17 protein-coding genes are annotated in these 17488 nt (G+C 41.2%); 12 read left to right on the top strand and 5 right to left on the bottom strand.

Going from position 1 to position 17488, the window contains the following annotated elements; translation table 11 throughout:
• Positions 1-109 precede the first annotated feature (109 nt).
• Both NYE69_RS04785 and NYE69_RS04780 read left to right on the top strand, forming a co-directional pair.
• Positions 110-421, top strand: a complete 312-nt coding sequence (locus tag NYE69_RS04785; protein ID WP_051985779.1) for an ABC transporter permease — start codon at positions 110-112, stop codon at positions 419-421.
• Positions 418-732 carry an ABC transporter permease gene (locus NYE69_RS04780; RefSeq protein WP_051985780.1) on the top strand — a complete coding sequence of 105 codons (315 nt, stop codon included), beginning with the start codon at positions 418-420 and terminating at the stop codon, positions 730-732. Before NYE69_RS04785 ends, NYE69_RS04780 begins: the two co-directional genes overlap by 4 nt.
• Before the next feature lie 273 nt (positions 733-1005).
• On the opposite strand, the gene NYE69_RS04775 is transcribed toward NYE69_RS04780, so the two are convergent.
• The gene (locus tag NYE69_RS04775; RefSeq protein ID WP_036626917.1) at positions 1006-1263 is read right to left on the bottom strand and encodes a hypothetical protein; all 258 of its coding nucleotides are present in this window, start codon (positions 1261-1263) and stop codon (positions 1006-1008) included.
• Between the two features lie 309 nt (positions 1264-1572).
• Between NYE69_RS04775 and NYE69_RS04770 the strand changes: the two genes are divergently transcribed.
• From NYE69_RS04770 to NYE69_RS04750, 5 genes are all read left to right on the top strand, one after another.
• Complete coding sequence (locus tag NYE69_RS04770; protein WP_036626918.1) at positions 1573-2265, top strand: response regulator transcription factor; 693 nt, start codon at positions 1573-1575, stop codon at positions 2263-2265.
• A 2-nt stretch (positions 2266-2267) separates the two neighbouring features.
• Positions 2268-3221 carry a sensor histidine kinase gene (locus NYE69_RS04765; RefSeq protein WP_240534198.1) on the top strand — a complete coding sequence of 318 codons (954 nt, stop codon included), beginning with the start codon at positions 2268-2270 and terminating at the stop codon, positions 3219-3221.
• Between the two features lie 117 nt (positions 3222-3338).
• A complete protein-coding gene (locus NYE69_RS04760) occupies positions 3339-4262 on the top strand; it encodes an ABC transporter ATP-binding protein (RefSeq protein WP_340924528.1) in 924 nt (307 codons plus the stop codon).
• Positions 4255-5034 carry an ABC transporter permease gene (locus NYE69_RS04755; protein ID WP_340924524.1) on the top strand — a complete coding sequence of 260 codons (780 nt, stop codon included), beginning with the start codon at positions 4255-4257 and terminating at the stop codon, positions 5032-5034. The genes NYE69_RS04760 and NYE69_RS04755 overlap by 8 nt, the downstream gene beginning before the upstream one ends.
• Before the next feature lie 13 nt (positions 5035-5047).
• A complete protein-coding gene (locus tag NYE69_RS04750; RefSeq protein ID WP_340924521.1) occupies positions 5048-5815 on the top strand; it encodes an ABC transporter permease in 768 nt (255 codons plus the stop codon).
• A gap of 146 nt (positions 5816-5961) precedes the next feature.
• Here the strand turns inward: NYE69_RS04750 and NYE69_RS04745 are convergent, their stop codons facing one another.
• The gene (locus NYE69_RS04745; RefSeq protein WP_174719620.1) at positions 5962-6285 is read right to left on the bottom strand and encodes a DUF6809 family protein; all 324 of its coding nucleotides are present in this window, start codon (positions 6283-6285) and stop codon (positions 5962-5964) included.
• A gap of 163 nt (positions 6286-6448) precedes the next feature.
• Here NYE69_RS04745 and NYE69_RS04740 point away from each other — a divergent pair, with 163 nt between their 5' ends.
• Both NYE69_RS04740 and NYE69_RS04735 read left to right on the top strand, forming a co-directional pair.
• On the top strand, positions 6449-6682 hold the full coding sequence (locus NYE69_RS04740) for a helix-turn-helix domain-containing protein (protein ID WP_036626933.1): 234 nt from the start codon (positions 6449-6451) through the stop codon (positions 6680-6682).
• A 118-nt stretch (positions 6683-6800) separates the two neighbouring features.
• Positions 6801-7253 carry a very short patch repair endonuclease gene (locus tag NYE69_RS04735; RefSeq protein WP_124333718.1) on the top strand — a complete coding sequence of 151 codons (453 nt, stop codon included), beginning with the start codon at positions 6801-6803 and terminating at the stop codon, positions 7251-7253.
• Here the strand turns inward: NYE69_RS04735 and NYE69_RS04730 are convergent.
• From NYE69_RS04730 to NYE69_RS04720, 3 genes are all read right to left on the bottom strand, one after another.
• Positions 7250-9349, bottom strand: coding sequence for a DNA cytosine methyltransferase (locus tag NYE69_RS04730; protein ID WP_063836343.1), 2100 nt, complete (start codon positions 9347-9349; stop codon positions 7250-7252). The genes NYE69_RS04735 and NYE69_RS04730 overlap by 4 nt on opposite strands.
• A 255-nt stretch (positions 9350-9604) precedes the next feature.
• Complete coding sequence (locus tag NYE69_RS04725) at positions 9605-12028, bottom strand: DUF2357 domain-containing protein (RefSeq protein ID WP_115311257.1); 2424 nt, start codon at positions 12026-12028, stop codon at positions 9605-9607.
• Positions 12000-14219 carry an MrcB family domain-containing protein gene (locus tag NYE69_RS04720; RefSeq protein ID WP_036626936.1) on the bottom strand — a complete coding sequence of 740 codons (2220 nt, stop codon included), beginning with the start codon at positions 14217-14219 and terminating at the stop codon, positions 12000-12002. The genes NYE69_RS04725 and NYE69_RS04720 overlap by 29 nt, the downstream gene beginning before the upstream one ends.
• 244 nt (positions 14220-14463) lie before the next feature.
• Here NYE69_RS04720 and NYE69_RS04715 point away from each other — a divergent pair, with 244 nt between their 5' ends.
• From NYE69_RS04715 to NYE69_RS04705, 3 genes are all read left to right on the top strand, one after another.
• Positions 14464-15393, top strand: coding sequence for a hypothetical protein (locus NYE69_RS04715; protein WP_036626938.1), 930 nt, complete (start codon positions 14464-14466; stop codon positions 15391-15393).
• Positions 15394-15422: 29 nt separating this feature from the next.
• Positions 15423-15956: a tudor domain-containing protein gene (locus tag NYE69_RS04710; protein WP_124333720.1), complete on the top strand. Its 534-nt coding sequence runs from the start codon at positions 15423-15425 to the stop codon at positions 15954-15956.
• A 297-nt stretch (positions 15957-16253) separates the two neighbouring features.
• Complete coding sequence (locus NYE69_RS04705) at positions 16254-17462, top strand: FRG domain-containing protein (protein WP_036626940.1); 1209 nt, start codon at positions 16254-16256, stop codon at positions 17460-17462.
• Positions 17463-17488: the final 26 nt, after the last annotated feature.

The raw sequence follows: 17488 nt of genomic DNA, 5'->3' as shown, positions 1-17488 counted from the left end.
GAATTGCCTGTTTCGGCGATTACCCGCCTGTTTATCGAAAACGGAATTGACGTCTCGGAAGCGCACACCTGTGAAGATACACTCGAGGATTATTTCAAAAAGATTCGGAATGATCGTGAGTTATGGACAGGCGCTGCTATTGCCCAGCATTTTAGGGATCGTGGCTTCCATGCTGTTTTTTATGGAGCGCGATAACGATACACTTAAAAATCTGCGGACGATTCCGGTTTCGGCCACACGGATGGTTACGGCGAAGATCCTTGTGTTGTTTATGCTTGGGCTGATTTTCTCGCTGGCCTCCGTGGCCGCTTCCATGCTTGGCGGAGCTCTTGCCGGAAATATTCATGGCGTGTTTGCGAAACTCTGGAACAATTTCAGCCTGCTGTTCCCCGCTTCAATCACCTTAATCCCGGATATATGATCAGTCGTGAATACACGGAAGACACGCTCAAAAATATCCTCACCATTCCGCTATCCTTCCGGGAGCTGTTGGTCGGAAAACTCATCACCGCCGGACTGCTCGCCCTATTTTTGGCTGTGGTTACCTTTGTACTTTCGCTCATCATCGTGCTGATCAGCGGCTTCCAAGCAGGCAGCGCGGCAGTAATGGTCAAATCCTTGATCCAAATGATGGTGATGAAATCATGTATTTATCTGGCCGTCCTGCCCATCATCGTGAAAAGGCGCGCTAATGGCTTGACCCGGTATATTGATCTTCGTTTATCAGATTGATAACCGTCGCCCGGTATTTCTCACACAAGGGGGTTAAGCAACTAAAGAGCAATCTGAAAGAAATCCATGCATGATTTATTTGTTATGACGCTTCGGGTGAAACAAAAAACGCCTGAGCCTTATGGTGGGAACGGCGTTGGCAGGAGCAGTACTTTACCCGGATTTATGGAAAAATTTCGGTCCCCCGCTTCCCGGTCGGGGAATGGGCGACCGTTGAATCCCGTATTTGCAGTTCAACTTCCACGAAAGGCAATCCATAGTACACATTGATCTTCATCTGGGACCTCGTATTCCCGCCCACTTTTCACGAAGCTTCAGCTGATCCCGGGAGGTATGAAAAAAGCCATACTCCCGATGCGGCTGTTCCCGGTGCAACTCATAATAGCGCTTCATGGCCACCGTAGAATCATCAAAGCGATCAATGACAACCACTTCTTCAATGTACCAGTAACCTTCCTTTGAAAATGACTTCAACGCCTCACAGACCACCCACTCATCAGGAAATTGTTCACGAACCTCTTTCCAACGCAACTTCGTTCACCCCCGACAAATTACTGTTATTCTATGAATAGTATACAATACAAACGAGTGTAGATTGGGTAATTTTCGGGGCATGACAATACAATACCGGCTCAAAAAATTTATTATTGTAGTTAGGATTCGAAATCGATCACAAAGACGAAAAATTGCTTTATTGGAAATATCGAATGAGTTGATTTTGCTCGTTCTGAGCTTTAAACTGTAGAGCGACCTCCCGGATGGGCTTTTTGAGGCGATGACCTCGTGCGTAACCCCATCGTGCCGAGGCGCTCTTTTTTAATCAATTGGAGGGAGAAACGCATGAATCATAAGATCTTGATCATCGATGATGATCTGGAATTAGGCCAACTGCTTAAAAAATGCGTAAGCAAGGAAAAGATCGACGCGGTGCTTTGTTCATCCGGCCCAAGTGGGTTAGCCGCCCTTTCCCAAGACGAATTTCAATTAATCGTGCTGGATGTCATGATGCCGGGGATGGATGGTTTTGCCACTTTGGAAGCCATTCGGGAAATCAGCCGCGTGCCTGTTTTAATGCTGACCTCCCGGACGGAAAGCGGCGATAAAGTCCGCGGACTGCGTTCTGGAGCGGATGACTATCTGACCAAACCGTTTGATATCGAAGAATTCACCGCTCGCGTGGTTTCTTTAATTCGCCGATATACGATGTTGAACCACACCGCCGACCATCAGGTATTATCTTTTAAAGGCTTAAGCATGGATTATGAAACCAGATCGGTATCCGTTAACGGAGAACCGGTTGAATTGGTCGGCAAAGAGTTTGACATTCTCTATTATTGCGCCAGGAATCAGGGGAAGATTTTAACCAAACAGCAAATTTATGAGGAAGTTTGGAAGGAACCTTATGCTTACGACGACAGCAACATTATGGCGATCATCAGCCGGCTTCGCAAAAAAATAGAACAGGATTCAAGCCATCCAACTTACCTGCAAACGGTAAAAGGAGTCGGCTATCGTTTCAACCGGGAGGTGTGAACATGGAGCGGATGGATATAGAGCCCGCATGGATCATACTGTTATTGATTGCTCTAGGGGCTGCCGTACTGGCTTTTGCACTGTTCAGAAGGCTATTGCATGTCCGCAGAAGGCTTCGTGAGATATCCGAAATACTGGACGATATAGTACAAGGCAATGCAAACCACCGGATTCTTGCCGATCCCCATGATATGACCGCTGCGATCAGCTACAAAATGAACGATATCGTCCTGCATTTTCAAGAGCAGATCATCGCCTTAAACAAGACAGCGGAAACCAATAAGCAGTTGATGACGAGTTTCTCGCATGATGTCCGCACCCCGCTGACCACCTTGATCGGGTATCTGGATGCCGTGCATAAGCACATCGTTACCGGCCGCGAACGGGAGGAATATATGGAAACCGCCCGCCGAAAAGCCCATGACTTGAAGGACTATGTAGATAAACTGTTCGAATGGTCCAAATTAAACTCCGACGAGGAAACCTTCGCCATCCGGACCGTCGACATCTGCGAATTAACCAGAATGATTTTGAAGGACTGGATACCTGTCTTTGAGACGCGGTCCCTTTCCTTTGACATTGACATCCCTGAAAAAAAGCTCGCAGCACACCTCGATACCAACGCCTATTCGCGGATCCTGAACAATCTGATTCAGAACGTCCTTGCGCATAGCCAGGCGACGGCGATTGCAGTCGGCGTTTCAATGGAGGATCACCGGATCGTTATCTCGGTTATGGATAATGGCATCGGGATTTCTAACGAGGATTTGCCGCATATTTTTCAACGATTGTATAAATGCGATAAAGGCCGATCGAAAAAAGACAGCGGCTTAGGGTTATCGATCGTGCAGCAGCTTACCGAAAAGATGCGCGGTACCATTAACGTGGAAAGCTCGCCGCTTAAGCGAACCGTGTTTCAAGTTCAGTTTCCACTCGTCAGTGAGAATCCCGGCTAACAGGCGGGATTTTTTGCTTTCATGGGGGTCTTTTCAAGGTTGATGCAAGGTTCGCGCAAGGTTGATGCAAGGTTGGCGTGCTAACATGGCCTTGTCAAACAAAGGAGGATTCAGGGGATGAGCGATTATATCATTGAAACCAACAATCTTACGAAACAATACGGGGAGCAGAAAAGCGTCGCCCATTTGAATATCCATGTCCGCCAAGGACGCATTTACGGCCTGCTGGGGCGAAACGGCGCGGGCAAAACGACCACCATGAAAATGCTGCTCAACCTGACGTTGCCGACTTCCGGCGAAGTGCGAATTTTCGGCAAAGATATGCGGACCGAGGCTAAAAAAATTCTGCCCCGCATCGGCAGTTTGATTGAATCCCCGGGTTTTTATCCGAATTTGACCGGAACGGAAAACCTCAAGCTCTTTGCCGATCTGCGCGGCGTCCCGCAGCGAAATGCCGTCAAAAACACCTTGGAGCTAGTCAGCCTTCCGTATAAGGACAAAAAGCTGTTCGCGCAATATTCGCTTGGGATGAAGCAGCGCCTGGCCATTGCCTTGGCGGTCATGCATGATCCTGAACTGCTGATTCTCGACGAACCGATTAACGGGCTGGATCCGATCGGTATTGCCGAGGTCAGAAGCTTTATTCGCGCGCTTTGCACGGAAAGAGGGAAAACCATTTTGATTTCCAGCCATATTTTATCCGAAATCGCTCTGCTGGCCGATGACATCGGCATTATTGATCACGGCGTTCTTTTGGAGGAGCTAAGTCTCAAGGAACTGGAAAAGAAAAACAGCAAATATGTTCACTTTATCGTTTCGGACACGGCCAGGGCGGCACGTCTGTTGGAGAAGCACTTGAACATGTTCAACTTCTATGTTGAAGACCAGCACAGCCTGCGCTTGCATGACATGGAATTGCCTGTTTCGGCGATTACCCGCCTGTTTATCGAAAACGGAGTTGACGTCTCGGAAGCGCACACCTGTGAAGATACGCTCGAGGATTATTTCAAAAAGATCACAGGGGGCGTGGGGATTGCTTAAACTCGTTAGATGCGAATTCACGAAACTGAAGCGCAAAAAATTCATCCTATTGGTGATTGTTGCCGCGTTTCTTTTTCCCATCCCCTTTACGATGCTGGCGATGAGTGGAAGTGTTGGGCGCCTTAATGTCTACGATAAACTGTTCGGAATGATCGTGAGTTATGGACAGGCGCTGCTATTACCCAGCATTTTAGGGATCGTGGCTTCCATGCTGTTTTTTATGGAGCGCGACAATGACACGCTTAAAAATCTGCGGACGATTCCGGTTTCGGCCACACGGATGGTTACGGCGAAGATCCTTGTGTTGTTTATCCTTGGGCTGATATTCTCGCTGGCGTCCGTGGCCGCTTCCATGCTTGGCGGAGCCTTTGCCGGGAATATTCAGGGTGTGTTTGCGAAGCTCTGCATTAGCGCGGCCGACGGCATGCTGCTCACGGCCGGAACCTTGCCGGTGGTCATCGCGATTGTTTATTTTAACCGCAGCTATATTTTTTCGATTATCCTGGCTTTTTTCTACACCATTCTTAACTTTTCCATGGCCTTTGTAGGCCTGCAATATGATACGCCAATGATGAAATTGCTGACGAGTATTTTGCCGACGCCGATCATATACCGCTGGTTATTGGGCCTGTTTACATCGCCGGCCGATTCGTTCTACGCGATCATTGCACCGAAAATTTTGCCATTGCCGCAGGTCGTGATCATTATTGCGATCATCGCTTTCATTTCTTATATGGCCATTGTGCGAATCTACAAAAAGCGAGAGGATTAAGGTGGGGACCATGGTGAAAATCATAAAAACCGAAATCATCAAATTAAAACGGTATTCGATCGTCTGGGTAGGCTTTGCCGCGGCGCTGCTGGTTGTCCTCTTAACCCGATTCATGGCCACGGCGGAAGACGGCTCGGCACGCAATTGGGAGAACTTCTCCAATACCGTGATCTGGAACAATTTCAGCCTGCTGTTCCCCGCTACGATTACCTTAATCGCCGGATATATGATCAGCCGTGAATACACGGAAGACACGCTCAAAAACATCCTCACCATCCCGCTCTCCTTCCGGAAGCTGTTGGTCGGAAAACTCATTACAGCCGGACTGCTCGCCCTATTTTTGGCCGTGGTTACCTTTGTACTTTCGCTCGTCGTCGTGCTGATCAGCGGCTTCCAAGCAGGCAGCGCAGCGGTGATGGTCAAATCCTTGATCCAAATGATGGTCATAAATTTATGCATTTATCTGGCCGTCCTGCCCATCATCGTGTTAACCTGCCGCAGCCCAAACGGCTTCATGGCCGGCGTCGGCTTCGCCTTTTTCTACGGATTTATCGGAATCTTTGCCGGAGGCCACGGCCTGGGCGATCTTTACCCGATTACCGCAGGCTTAGGCTTGATTCATTATCAAGCGGAGGGCGGTTCCGATTATAATGTGGCTGCTTGCGTAATCACATTGCTGATTATGGTGATTATATCGGTGTTGTTAATCGTAGGGATGGGGGATCGGGTGAAGGAGACGAGAAGAATGGAAAGAAAAAAGAGGCAAACATCGCGCAGATAAGCCAGAGTAAGCAGGAAAATACCCTATAAAAATACCCGGCGGGCTTGACCAATTACGCCTCCCGGGTATTTTAGAGTTCAACAGATGGCCGCGTGCTTTATTCCATGTAGGATAGGGACCGGCTAAACTTATACAGGCTATACTTCTTATATATTCGCTTCATCCTTCATCCGCCCGTTGATTAGCAGTTGCCCCTCCGCCCCGTACCCGGAGTGAACCTCAATCATCAGCGCCGCCCCCAGCTTAAACCCATACGTAAACGTCGCCGTTAACTCCAATCCCTGAATCTCCTGCTGCAAATCAATCAGCGCCTCCAGTTTAGTAAACTCCTCACCAGACAGCTTCTCTTTCCAAGCTTCCATCGCCTCGGACATTTCCCCGCACATCTGGCGATATTCGGGATCTCTGGGCACCACCTGCCCCTCGGGAGCCAGGTGGCCGTAGTATAGGGATTCTAAAAGGGTTGGCATGGGTGTTTCCTCCTTTTTTTCAATCGATGAGCAGTACCCATGTCCCAATGTAAGTAGATAAAATTTGCCCGTATTACGCATTTGCGTACCACTCATAAAATTATTATACGGTACGCTTTTACGTATAGTCAAGCGAAATATGATCCGAATAGAGGTGAGTGAGTTGGCGAAAAAGGTTGTCGTAAAAATCAAGGAGCTGACCAAAAAGCGTAACATTTCTTTGCGGGAGTTATCCAGACTTTCCGATGTTCGGCACGCGGCATTAAGTGAACTTGCTAACGGTAAACGGGATAGTATTAGTTTTGGTCATATTGAACGGATTGCGGAGGCCTTGGATATCAGTGATATTCGGGAGATTGTTGATTTAGTGGAAGAAAATAAGGAAATCACCCAGTAAAAATCTTCGTTTTTAAAATCCTTAATTAGTTTAGTGCAATAGCTAATTATCGCATATGAGTATTATTTTATAGACAAGGAGGTAAAATATTATAGTCTAGAAAACGAGGTGAAAAATAATGACCGATAAACTATCGAAAGAAAAAAGAAGCGAACTAATGAGGGCAGTAAAAAGCAAGAAATCTCTTATAGAGAACTCTGTGACCCACGAGCTATGGAAAAAGGGAATTAGATTTAGGAGGAATGTAAGCGAACTCAAAGGTAAACCTGACATCGCTATTAAAAAAGATAAAATAGTTATATTTATTGATTCCTGCTTTTGGCATATGTGCCCAGTGCACTGTAAGATACCTAAATCAAACGTTGAGTTTTGGATGGAAAAATTAATACGCAATAGAGAACGCGATTTAATTACTACGCAATTTTATAAAGAAAACAATTGGAGTATTTTAAGAGTTTGGGAACACGAACTAAGAGATGACTTTGAAGCATGCATAAATACAATTTACGAGTTTATTATGGAGGCAAAAAAAAATCCCGAGTTGAAAACCTCGGGACATAAGAAAGTTTAGTTTTGACCTATATCGCTCATCATTCGTAGATCATCATCGGATATTTCGGATGCAGGGACTAGTCTGTAATGACGTTCTTCTACAACTTTAAGTTCGTCATTCTGAATAATTAGTTCGAACATTGCAATTAAATTTGGCTCTTTAGCATGCACCGCAATAGCCTTGTGTTTAAGTGTAGGGTACCTATAATTGCAGTACTCAAGGTCTTGTTTTACTTGAGTAATACCGATACTATCATTTCCACTTTTCGCCTGTACAGGAATAATAAAGTGCTCACCTTTTTTATTAACGCCAACATAAATTTCATCAATTTCAATTTGGCCTATACTAGGAACCTTTGTTCTCAGATGATTTTGAAGAGAGTACGTGGTTATCCCAGTAAAGATATCAATAAGACGGTTATAACGTACTCTAGCCAAAAGTGCCTGCTCATCCAAAACTGCGTATTTTGCAATAATTTCAGGAGTAGAATCTGGAATTTTTATTTCAAATAAATTAGTACTGGGTACAACCTTTGCTCCCGATGAAAAAAGTTTAAATTTATACTTTGCGTCCCCTGCCCCCTCAATTGTCCATTCTTCGTTGCCTGAACAAGTATCAAGTATTTCTTTGGGAAAAGCTTTTCTAAACCTATATGAATAAATTACGTCACCTATATTTTTCGGAAGTTTAATACCAAGCTTAGTTGCAGAACGTTCAATGTCTTCGCGGACAAAATTGAACTCGCGTAATCCATCCCTATAATTGCTAAAAAAAATGTCGCTTATAATTTTATCGTACTTTGAAGCCACCCTACTTCCTCCTTCAATGATTGCTTCACGATCCCTTTTTCCTATAACATCTTTAGATACGCTATGTTCTTTTGCAGCCGCCGCCATATTATAGGAGAGCAATTCCTCATTCGAAAGACTTATTTTTTGTACGGGTTGTTTTACATTCCCCCCCAAAGCCTTAGAAATTTGTTTGGCTACCGCTCTTGCTAAGAGTGGAGGCACTGCGTTTCCTACTTCTCGAAATCCGTGCCACTTTGTTACATGAAATCTAAACCAATCAGGGAAAGAATGCAGTCGGGCAGCTTCCCTAACCGTAATTACTCTAGGATATATATAATGAATAGGCCGTGGACTTGTAAAGGCGCCATGTTTACTATCGCTTCCCGCTCTCAATGTATTACTTACACCTTCCGGGTGAAGCTTAAGAAAGCGGCTAACCGGCTCGACTTGTCCTTGCTCGGTTTCCACAAACCTTTTTTTTGATTCATCATTATGCTTAGTTCGCATTGAAGAAGTTAAAATATTTCGATTAAAAATTCTCGGTAATGAAAGATCCTCTTTGTCAGTTAAAAGTCCTGCTAGATATCGAGCATAGTCACTCTTCGGTTCTGTTATAAATTCAATCCAGTCTTGAGTTAATAACTCTTCAAATAAATCTACATTGGGTAAATCTGCTATGGCATCATACACAGAAGGACCTATAGGTAACCCCTTGGTTTTAGCAGTCGGCGGCGTTCCTTTTATTTCTCTAGGTATTACTGTAGGTTCTGGATACTCAATAACAGGATTCCCCTTATACGCCCCGTAAAGAAACAATCTTTTTCTACTCTGTGGGACTCCGAATGAGGAGGCATTCAGTACTTTATAAGGTAAAGTTATTTCGTAACCTATACCTTGGAATTCATTGATAACGGTTTGAAGTAGATTTTTTGCGTTTCCCACAGTCAACCCGGATACATTTTCCATTACAAAATATTTTGGACGCACCTCACTGATAATTTTATAAAAATGAAACAAAAGAATATTACGTTCATCGTCGGCAAGTCTTCTACCAATCATAGAGAAGCCTTGGCACGGAGGTCCTCCAAAAACAACATCAATCTCACCCGGCTTCTTCCCAAGCTGTTCGAGGATAGAGTGACCGGTAATTTTACTAACATCGGCACATATAACTTTAGTTTGAGGAAAATTGTATTGGTGGATTGATGCATGAATCGGATCGTATTCAACCGCTGCAAGAACATCGAACCCTGCTTGTTCAAAACCAAGCGACATTCCCCCTGCACCGGCAAAAAGGTCGATGGCTGTATACCTCTTACTCAAAATCTTCCCCCCTCGGAACTCCCACGCTACATTTACTTATTAGAACTAGTATCATAACACATAAATATTGTATTAGAATACAGAGAAGCACCCCCTTGCATTTTGCAAAAGAGGTGCTTCCTCTATAACTGTTAAGTCAAGTATACCATAATAGGTAAAAACATACCATATTAATAATTTGTAAAATCTTATATTTCAATTCGACCGACGCCATAAAACGCTAAAAAAGTCGAGTTACTACGAGAATTAATCTAATCAAGTGTCCCCCTCACCCTCCCGAAACCGTACATCCACAACAGCACTAGCTAAATCCACCTGGTCATGATTAAGCTTCACCGTGACTGCTCCTCTTCTTCGTTGTTCCCGCCACTTAATCATATCCTCTTCCGTCTCCAGCCGTAGTTCTGCTATTTCCCTTGCACGGTCAAAAATGTACTTAGTAGTAAACAACAGAGTCCTTATTCCATTACCGCCCGGAACAATTGGGGGTTCCTTTCGCAGCCATTTTTCCACTGTAAACTTAACATATAACTCCTCACCAGACCCAGGTCTCGCGGGACGCTCAATTATTTCTTTGCGGCGCAATACTTTCCACTCTTTAACTTTCCCATACCAATGGATTCCGTTTTCTCCGGATCTCCCAAAATTGTTAATGGATTGGTACATGGCCACATATTCTATCTGCGTTAATAACTGATGGTTGGAAATATTTTTTAACGGAGTATGATAAAAGCCATGTTTTAAGGCGACTTCCAATTGTGAAGCTTGTCTTAATGCACCTACCATTACGTTTTTGCCGGTCAATTTGTTCTGATAATAAGTTTTCGTTCCACGGGGACGTGTAGATCTCTCATACGCTTTCTCCGGACTATCCATAATGATTTCATCCAGAAACTTCTCCATAAGGCTTGTGGAATTAGGGAGAAATGGAAATGCCCCAACGTTAACTAACTCAATACTTTTATAGAATTTATGTTCACGGAATTGCTTTTCATTAGGATAAGGGAAAAGAACATATGCACCAAACATACTACGTTCTAATTCCTGTTTTCCCTCCCCATAGACAATTGCGTCCCGATACCTGTGCATCGTATTAATATCTGATTCCTCGGGTCCAGGAATGGTATACGTCTTTTGATAAGGAGTTCCATCGTAAGCGGGATTCAAGCGATATTTGGCATCAAAAATATATCTATATTCAACAGCTGAATCGTTTTTCTTCAACGTTAGTACATTATCCGGCTTCTGCCCCACCGTAGGTGTCCGTTCTCCGCTGGGTAGTGAGTTGTAGTATAGTGTAAATACTTCACCATCCCGTGGATTCCGGTATACTATTTTCGATTTTTGAGTTTTATCCAGTTTGACAAAAATCCCAGAACGATTCACTTTGATAATGTCTTGTTTGATTAGTTCATATTTACGACTTAATAAATCGTGGATTTTTAGGAAACACCAGTACTCATAAAGTTGGGCTAAATCCTTTAGAGACATGCGCAGTAGATCGCCTTGAATCGACAGCCCTTTCATAAGCATTAGATAGCAACGATATACCTCTCGGTATCCAGGAGCCATCTGTAAGACAAGAGTGACTGACATATTCGTCATATCCCCAACTGCAAGAAAGTCGTACCTTAGTAATCGTTGCAATTGTGCATCCATTAGATCTAAGCTTTTTAACAGTTGCGGATCCGAAGTACGCTCTGCAGCCTTTAAACGAGTACGAAGAATCTGTAATTTTCCCACAACCCTCATTAAAACCCACCGGACAAAGCGGTTCTCCCCAGTATCAAAGTCCAGATATCGCTTTGATTCCAACACGTGTGTTGGGTACATTTTTTGGCCTTGAATATTAATGAACCCATGCTTAGCGTCTTTAACAAACAGTTCAGGATGTTTTGAAAGATATGTTAAATTACCTTTCCCAACATGCTTTGCCCTACTGGTGGTTGTTTTTTGATTTACTATATTCATTTTCATATTGGGGGCTTTTTTGATCCGCTCCACTGCCTGAACAAGTTGTTGAAACAAATATTTTAATATCGCAAAAAATTCCGTCATGCTTTGCTGCGTAGTATCCTGTAGCCCCGTCAAATGATAAGTCTTGCGCAAAAAATCAAATGACAGATTATAAATTTGTTTATTAATATCGCGCAGTATTGCTTCATAATCCCGTTTGTAATCCATTTTTGACGGAAAAATTTCTAACTGCAATTGTAATATCGATCGTCCATTTAAACGAAGCTCTAATTCCGTAAACCCCACCTCATTTTGGAAGTTTAGAACTCCGGATAAAATCCTAGCCCCAAGGGGCTTTACAGCTTCCCTTAGATATCTGTTCTCATGGTAGAACTGAATAGGGTCTGCTTGTTTTTTCTCAACCACGATTTCATAAGCCTGTGTTTCAAAGAAAAGAGGGGCACATGTTTGGCCCTGTTTCCATTCCTGTAAACCGTTTTCCTCCGGCGAAAAGACTAGTATAGAGCTGATCTCTAAATTTGAGGAGGATTTATCTACACGGAAATGGGCATCTACCATAGAACCATCCTCATCCCGGTGTAACTGTAATACCTCTACCGTCGGATGAAACGGCTTGCCTTGAATATATAAATTAAATAGATTCGTTTCTATCCGCAGAAGTTCTACAGTTTCATTACGATAACCAGTATGAGGTAAATCCATCCTCTTCTAACCTCCGTAACATAAACATAATCTTTCGTGCACTTTGAGGATATTTTGCTTGGGATTGGACCGCCCCATTAAATAGTTCCGAATCAGTAAATAATGAGGATAAGTCATCCATAAGTTCGTTTATGGCAAGAGGCCTATCTAAACACACCTTCAACAGCTCTAACAGAACCCGTCTAATTGCTGCACTGCTGCCTTGAATGCGAGGTAGTATTTTCTGAAGGAATTGAAGGTCAAACGCTTCATCGTTAGTCATTAGATGATCACGGCTATTGTAAATCATATAGAAGCAAACGGTGTCACGAATTCGAAACCCCACATTAGCATGTGCGCCGTCTAAAATAGCATTAATTTGTACCAATCTTTCCGTAATGTCCGTAATTAACTCCCTGTTTTCTTTAATCGCATCAATCAGCTGTAGAAATTCGCTTCTTAAAAAGGAATTCGGAGCCGCCACAGGCGACATCTGTTCGTAATCCACTTCATTTGGAAGCTCCAATAAATTAATGTAATTAAATTCAATCGTATTAGCCCGATCAAGTACCTTTTTACTAAAAGGGTAAGTTGTTTCGTCCATATTCACTGTACCGATCAAGTACACATTATCGGGTAAAGATAAATCCCCATACTTTAGTTGATCCTCTGTGGAGAATAGAGAAGCTTTGGGAATTAATGGACTGGTTATAATCTTCCCGTTCTGCCATTTTTTAGTCTCCAATACACTAAGCAAATCGCTAAAATAGTGCTCTACCCGAGCTAAATTCATCTCGTCAAAACAGACGAAATAAGGTTTGGATCGGTTTTTCGTCTTCGATGCTTCACAAAGCACCTCAGCTAATGGGCCAGGCCTAAAAGTGCCTGACAAATCCCTGAACCCTAATAAATCTGAAGGATCGCTCCAATCCGGTCTCACCGAAATAAGAGTATACTGTCCATTGTCCTTGTTGGCCCCTACCGCTTCAGCAAATAGTTCGACCAACTTCGTTTTTCCAGTACCCGATATTCCTGCGAGGATAACAAAAGGCTTCGTCTTCATCGAAAGATAAAAGTTCTCTATTAGTCGGTCTGGGTATGAGAACCCTCTATTCTGAATAAACGCTCTTATCTGTGATAGCCGCTCTGTTACGGACAATGTGTCCACTAACTCCAACTCCTCAAATTCAATTTCATGCTCCTCTTCATTAGTTGTCATCTGGAGTTGACTATGAACATATTCTTGGTAATTTTCCATCAGCCGTTTTAAATCAGCTACAAGCTGTTCGTCTTCTGGGATGTTGTCACTATCGTAACGGATGTAGGCAACGGTGGATACTTGATAGTCATGTCCCAATCTACTTATGGTCAGTTCAATATGCTCGTCCTTTTTAAACCCCGCTAAAGGCAACTGTTCTCTTATTCGATTGGCTTTATCTTTTAAATAGGCGTAACCTTGCCTTCTTCCATAATCACGAATAGGGTCAGTAACACCTTGATTAAAAGTTAAATATACTGCACTCATATCTTCCGCAAAAAGATAAACCAGATATTCGCCATGTTGTGTTGATTCGGTAACACGTTTATCCATTAAGGCAATCCACGGAACCGTAGCCCATTTTCCTTGCCCAACAGATCCTTGAACGCGAATATGATTCGGGATAAACGACAGCGCCCGAATTTCTTCGGGTATCGTCTTTCTGAACAATTTCCCTAAGGGATGATTCGCGAATGCCTCTTGTTTGGCCGCTGTATATGTATGTAATATATGACTAAGCGATTCCTTCAGGGAAAAGTGGCTCGACTGAAGTTGTGCGTAATACGCCTCTAGCTCCTGATTTGCATATCTTTGAAGTTCAACAAGTACTTCCTCCCCACCTTGCCATATGGCATCGGTGAAAGTTAGCACATTCTTATTGTCCTTAATAAGGATAGTTCGAAGGGCATCAATTGGGGTCTCTAGAATTGCTTTTGCCTGACCTGTGCTAACTTCTTCCCAACTGGACGCTATGCTTTTTGGTGGATTATCTACCAGTAAACTATTTGCTTCCCTATCCCTGTAGTATTTCAAAAATCGTTCTGCAACATAGTCTATTGAAAGAATTCTTTGGTTGGTTTCATCCCAAATTTCAATCATCGATAGAACGAGTACCATTTTGTATGACTTTTGTTTTATGCGAAAAATAGTTGCTACTTCAGCGGGTAATGACATTTCCGATCCCCCAGGTAATATTATGTTTATTTACATTATATGATAAATGAATTTTCCATTCAGATTTTTCTTAACCTTAGGTCTTATCAATCTATTATCATTGCAATGATCTTTCCCTTTTTTAAATATTAAAACGTATGATACTAAACTTCACAAGGAGCCAATTATCATACAAAAAAATTACTTTGGATGGTAAAATTATCTGGAATTACTTATACATACTTGTAATTAAGGGGTTATATTAGTGGGAAACTCAACATTTAACAAGAATCTCTTTCTTGAAATTTATGCAGGCGAAATTACCGAGGAATTCGAAACAAATTTCGTCAGTAAGTTTGGTATTGCTTATAAAGATTTTTTAGAACTAGAACTAAAAAATCACAATAATAATACGAATGAACTTGCCAAGTTCATCGGTTTAAAAGAGAACCAACTTCTTCTTCATTTAAAGTCATATTCAATAATTAAAAATCTAAAATTTAAAGAGTGGCTGCAATTTTTGATGGGAAATATGTTTGTATATTTATTAAAAGCTGCATTAGGACTAATAGGTTCTATTCCCATTTTCTACTTTATTGGGTATCTATTACTCTATGGCTATTTTTTCGGTGGAACGGATCATTCATTTCTAGATGTTGTAATGAGAAGTGTACCTATTAATCGGTCCTCGTGCTATATCGCAGGATTTATTTTCTCAGGAATAGTTACCTTTTTTATTTCTATTTATAAATTAAAAGGTTTAGGTAAAGCATTCCTAATTTTTGGGTTACTCTATTTTTTCTTTGCTCCCACCGTCAGTTTATTAATAATTCTATTCAGTGCGAATTTTGCCTTTGAATTTTCGGTCATTATTAAGTTTCTTCTAGTCTGGCTTCTCCCTGTTCTGACCGCTGTATTGATAATATCAGCTTCTTTTCTTATCACTATCTTATCTAAACACTATAAAGCAATAGGGTTAGTGATAGTTATCTCATCTTTGTTTCCAATATTTATGACAAGGCAACTTGGACTCAAGTTGTCATTAACAATATATTTATTGATAGTTGTATCACTAAACGCCCTAGTAATAAAATTAATTGAAAAAAACAACAAAAAAAGAAACGAAATAGGAAACAGAATCGTTCTAAGCACACTTTTTCCTTTAGTGAATTCTGGTTCTTTGTATTATTCTTAGCCTCTCTGTCTGTTGTAGTAGCTGTCCCATTGCTTTGCTATATTATATTTTCAACTGGAAATTATCTCGGTTCAACCTTATCTGTAATTGGTTTGACAACAAGTGAGGACATACGAATTAAAAACACCTTAGTAGATGGAAAATTAGTCGCTGAGGATAACAAATACCTATACATCTCAACAACCTCGAGAACCCTTCTTGAGGTAAGTAAGGATGCCTCTATACAAATAACAAAACCCAACGAACTTATGACTTTTTCGGGTAAGTCAGAGAATTGGAGTGTTAATGTCAGCGTATTTTATAGAGATAATACATTATGGTATAGCGGCGTTATTAGAAAAACAAATTCTAGTAATACCGTAAAGATAGCATACGAGCTGCCGAACCTAGATAAGATTACTTTAGAGCATTCAAAGCCAACTTCGGATTTTTATATTTTTAATAAAATAAATTCTGAGAATTTCAAGAAACTCACCTTTATTAACCTTTCTTGGCCTTCCAGTGATGGTTCAACTAAAAAAGAAAAGATTGAACTTAGTGTTTCTGTTCTTGACTACGGCTAACAAACAGACCGTAATCTCAAGTAGCTTTACAAACATCATGGACCTAGTCTGTAATTCTGCTTCCGTTACCATCATTGGCCTAAACGTAGATCACGGCTTGGTAAATGAGAAGCCCGCTTCATTCAACGGTATAATTGTAGTCGATGGGTTCCTAATATAGTGATAGTGACTATTTTAACGATGAAAAAACGTAACAAGTGTTCTCATCTTCCCAATCAAGGAACTCAGGCATTGTTAACTCCCATTATTACGATATAATTTTATTAAATTTATTCTTTTGTAGAGAGGCTCGAAACCATGGAAGAACACACAATATCTACTGTTTCACAATACTTAGAACTCATTAGAGAAAATGACTATTATCATTTTATATTCCGTGGGCAAAATGAAGCTTATGGAGGCATACAAGCAAGCGGTTTTAGACCGTATAAAGGAGGGTGGTTTACAGACACTTTTTATGATATTGAGGGTATGAAGAAAGAGTATTACAACAAAGTGATAAGAAAACTTTCTTTAGACGAACGACAGCATTTTTTAGCTTTTTGCCAACATCATGGATTGCCTACTAATGTAGTTGATTTCACAAGATCACCGTTAGTCGCTTTATTTTTTGCATGTAACGGAAAAAAACAACCTGATAAAAATGAAACAGATGCTTATGCTGAAATATATTTAATTGATAAAAATAGGTTGATTGATATTACAGATTTACTTGTAAAATATAACAATCAGAATTTTATTGAAGTTCTTGTGGAGAATGTAGATGTCCAAAAAGAAATACTTATGAAAATTGAACAATTATTTCTTGAGAACAAAGGAAAATCTATACATTGGATCAACAATCTTATCGATTGCTATGAAAATAATCGTTTAGATATTTATGGTGACTCTAGCTTAGATACAGATGAAGATGATGAACTTGATTCGGAGGAAATCTCGGGAGAATGCTATAGTCTTCTTGATTTTAAAGATAAAATTAAAAATGATGCAACAAAAGCCCTAAATGAACTATATATTTATGTATTAAATGAGATTGAAGATGAAACTATCACTCACAATGATTATTATTACTTAGAAGATTGGGAATATGGTTACCATTGCAATGAATCTATAGGTGCAAAAATATACACGGCATTATTGATAAATCTCTTACAAATCTTTATTAATATAAAAGAGAGGATCGATATAAGACTGGATATATATTTTACCTATCAACCCCCAGAGTTGTTCGATAGGATAGCAAGCCAAAAGGGACTGTTTATTTACCAACCCTATTTGTATGATGTAGAAGATGTATATAAATATGGTATTTTGAATTACCAGTCCATTATTCCAGATATCACCATTAAGGTTGAAAATTATGACAATATACTGAAGGAGCTAAATTTCTTAGGTGTAAACCTAGAAAGTATTTATGGTGATTTTGATAATATAGCAAAATCAATTAAGTTTAACAATGACTTGCTTCTACTGAAAAGACAAGAAAGTAGAAGCCATCACTCATGAGAATAATTAAAATAAATGATACAACA

It is taken from the genome of Paenibacillus sp. FSL R5-0527, assembly GCF_038008055.1.
Taxonomy (GTDB): domain Bacteria; phylum Bacillota; class Bacilli; order Paenibacillales; family Paenibacillaceae; genus Fontibacillus; species Fontibacillus macerans.
Note: the sequence above shows the minus strand (reverse complement) of the source record. Positions and strands in the feature narration are given on the sequence as shown.